The organism is Chitinophaga sp., from assembly GCF_036566945.1.
Taxonomy (GTDB): Bacteria; Bacteroidota; Bacteroidia; order Chitinophagales; family Chitinophagaceae; genus Chitinophaga.
In genome coordinates this window covers 1-3554 of sequence record NZ_DATCVJ010000454.1, presented here as the reverse complement: position 1 = coordinate 3554, position 3554 = coordinate 1, and the positions used below count along the sequence as shown (strand labels likewise).

At 43.6% G+C, this 3554-nt stretch carries 4 protein-coding genes; all 4 read left to right on the top strand.

What is annotated here, in order from left to right; genetic code table 11:
- Window positions 1-1230 (top strand): argininosuccinate synthase (locus VIP81_RS13950; RefSeq protein WP_331961591.1); only part of this gene is annotated, 1230 nt, incomplete at its 5' end.
- A 93-nt stretch (window positions 1231-1323) separates the two neighbouring features.
- Entirely contained in the window at window positions 1324-1683 is a 360-nt protein-coding gene (locus tag VIP81_RS13945) for a four helix bundle protein (protein WP_331961588.1), read from the top strand.
- A gap of 95 nt (window positions 1684-1778) precedes the next feature.
- Window positions 1779-2759: an N-acetyl-gamma-glutamyl-phosphate reductase gene (gene argC / locus VIP81_RS13940; RefSeq protein ID WP_331961585.1), complete on the top strand. Its 981-nt coding sequence runs from the start codon at window positions 1779-1781 to the stop codon at window positions 2757-2759.
- Window positions 2760-2790: 31 nt separating this feature from the next.
- Window positions 2791-3554, top strand: a 764-nt coding sequence (locus tag VIP81_RS13935; RefSeq protein ID WP_331961582.1) for an aspartate aminotransferase family protein, incomplete at its 3' end; no start/stop codon positions are given.

Below are 3554 nucleotides of genomic sequence, written 5' to 3'. Positions count from 1 at the left end.
ACTGGAATTATAAAAAAAGATGTCATAATGAAAAAAGTAGTACTGGGATTTAGCGGAGGACTTGATACTTCCTATTGCGTTAAATATCTGACGATAGAAAAAGGATATGAAGTGCATTCAGTGATTGTAAACACTGGTGGTTTTTCTGAAGAAGAGCTGCAGGAAATTGAAAAGCGCGCTTACAGCCTGGGCGTTAAAAGTCATAAAACTGTTAATGCGATACGTTCTTATTATGATGGCGTAATCAAATATCTGATCTTCGGTAATGTACTGAAAAATAATACCTACCCGCTAAGCGTAAGTGCAGAGCGTATGAGTCAGGCACTGGCCATCGCAGAATATGTGAAAGAAGTGGGCGCAGACGCAGTAGCACATGGTAGTACCGGTGCCGGTAACGACCAGGTGCGTTTCGACATGGTATTCCATATCATGATCCCGGGTGTGGAAATCATCACGCCTATACGTGATCTGAAACTGAGCCGTGAAGAAGAAATTTCCTACCTGAAATCAAAAGGGGTGGAAGTGAATTTTGAAAAAGCCATGTACTCTATCAACAAGGGCATGTGGGGAACTTCCGTTGGTGGTAAAGAAACATTGACTTCCAATGGTATGTTGCCGGAAGCTGCCTGGCCTACCCAGCTGACAAAGCAGGGCGAAGAGCTCGTGAAATTAACTTTTGAAAAAGGTGAGCTGACAGGCGTGAATGACAAAACATTTGGTCATCCTTCTGAAGCGATACAATATCTGCAAACCATTGCCGGTCCGTTTGCGATTGGCCGTGATATCCACGTAGGTGATACCATCATTGGTATTAAAGGCCGCGTAGGTTTTGAAGCAGCAGCGCCGATGGTGATTATTAAAGCACACCATGCACTGGAAAAACATGTATTAACAAAATGGCAGCTGAGCTGGAAGGACCAACTGGCGCAGTTCTACGGTAACTATATGCACGAAGGTCAGATCATGGACCCGGTAATGCGCGATATTGAAGCCTTCCTGCAAAATACCCAGGAGAATGTTTCCGGTGAAGTATTTGTAACGCTCATGCCTTACCGTTTCCAGGTAACCGGTATCAGTTCCCCTTATGATCTGATGAGCAGCAAATTTGGTAAGTACGGTGAAATGAACACCGGCTGGAGTGGAGATGATGTAAGAGGATTCAGCAAAATTTTTGGTAACCAGACAATGATCTGGCATCAGGTGAAGGAAAGCGTAAAGCAGAAGGCATAAAGCTGAAAGCTATTGTGTAGGAGAATGAAGCGAGTATTTTTAGTATAGTCCGTTCCTGTTTAAGACATTTTTAATGTTTAAAATGAGGACTATATGAGAGATTATAAAAAACTGGAGGTTTGGAAGAAGACACATCTGATGACAACTTTTGTGTATAAAGAGGTGGTTATTCAATTACCGAAAGATGAAAGGTACGCTTTGGGGAGTCAGATGAAGAGGGCCGCGTATAGCGTGCCGCTGAATATTGTGGAGGGATGCGGTAGGTCGACGGAGGCTGACTTTGCAAGATTTCTGGATCATGCCTTAGGTTCGGTACATGAAGTGGAATATTGCGCATTGCTGGCATTTGACCTGAAATTTTTAAATGAACCGATCTATGCAGATCTCAACAAAAAAGTAAACGAGGTAAAAGCCATGTTAATAGCTTTTATCAAAACACTAAGAATATCATGAGCTAAAAAAGCAGCATAATAACATAATCAATCGCTACAATAGCTTTTTGCTTTATGCTTTACGCTTTCAGCTTTTTCAGCACAATCCACTAAGGAATGAAAGTACCAAAAATCAAAGCAGCCATCATAGGTGGCGCTGGTTATACGGGCGGTGAAATGATCCGGCTTTTGTTGAATCACCCGGATGTTACTATTTCGTTTGTACATAGCCGTAGTAATGCGGGCAATCCTTTATATGCCGTACACGCAGACTTACTGGGTGAAACAGAACAGCTGTTTACCGGTGAGCTGAGCAACGATATTGATGTGATGTTCCTTTGCCTGGGTCATGGAGAATCTAAAAAATTCCTGGAAGCTACGGATGTAGCGGCACATGTGAAAGTGATTGACCTGAGCCAGGATTTTCGTTTAGGCGAAACCGTTAAAGACCGCACTTTTGTATATGGCTTGCCTGAAATGCAGCGGGACCTGATAAAATCCGCGCAGAACATTGCCAATCCAGGCTGTTTTGCTACCGGCATTCAATTGGGACTGTTGCCACTGGCCAAAGCAGGTTTGCTGAAAGAAGTACATACTACCGGTATCACTGGTTCTACCGGTGCGGGACAAAGCCTGCAGGCGACTTCCCATTTTACCTGGAGAGCGAATAATATCTCTACTTATAAAGTGCTGAATCATCAGCACCTGAAAGAAATACGACGAAGCCTGCAGCTGTTGCAGCCAGGCTTTCATGGTGAGGTAAACTTTGTACCGGTACGTGGTGATTACCCAAGAGGAATATGGGTAACGTCCTACATGCAAACCGACTTGTCACTGGAGGAGGCTGTGAAGCTGTATAAAGACTTTTACACCGGTCATCCGTTTACGCATGTAAGCGACAAACAGATCGATCTGAAGCAGGTAGTCAACACCAATAAGTGTTTGATTCAACTGGAAAAAACCGGTGATAAACTGGTGATCCATTCTGTTGAAGACAATCTGCTGAAAGGCGCTTCCGGTCAGGCTGTACAGAACATGAACCTGATGTGCGGACTGGATGAAACGGCAGGACTGAAATTAAAGTCCATCGTGTTCTAACTGTTTTTATCATTTTCAATTTTTTGCCGACATGAAATTATTCGACGTATATCCCGTTAACGATATCATTATAGAAAAAGCCCTGGGCTCCCATGTATGGGACGACAAGGGTACACAATACCTCGATCTCTACGGCGGACATGCCGTGATCTCTATTGGGCATACGCATCCACATTATGTGAAACGCCTCACCGACCAGTTACATAAAGTTGGTTTTTACTCCAACTCTGTGAAGATGCCTTTACAGGAAGAGCTGGCGACTTTGCTGGGCAAGGTTTCCGGCAAAGAAGACTATCAGTTGTTTTTATGTAACTCCGGTGCAGAAGCCAATGAAAATGCCCTGAAACTGGCTTCTTTTTACAATGGCAGAAAAACCATCATTGCTTTTAAGAAAGCATTTCACGGCAGAACTTCTCTCGCAGTAGCGGCTACTGATAATCCGAAAATAGTAGCACCGGTAAATGAAACAGACAACGTAGTATTTTTACCATGGGAAGATGAAGTCGCACTGGAACAAGCTTTCCAGCAACACGAAGTATCTTCTGTGATCATTGAAGGTATACAGGGTGTAGGTGGTATCAATGTAGCCAGCGAATCTTTCCTGCGTAAGATCAGAACATTGTGTGATGAACACAATGCTGTATTTATTGCAGACGCTGTGCAATGTGGTTATGGCAGAAGCGGTAAATTCTACTCACATGATTTTGCCGGTATTAATGCAGATATCTACAGCATGGCAAAGGGTATGGGTAATGGTTTCCCTATCGGAGCGATCAGCATTGCGCCTAAATTCCA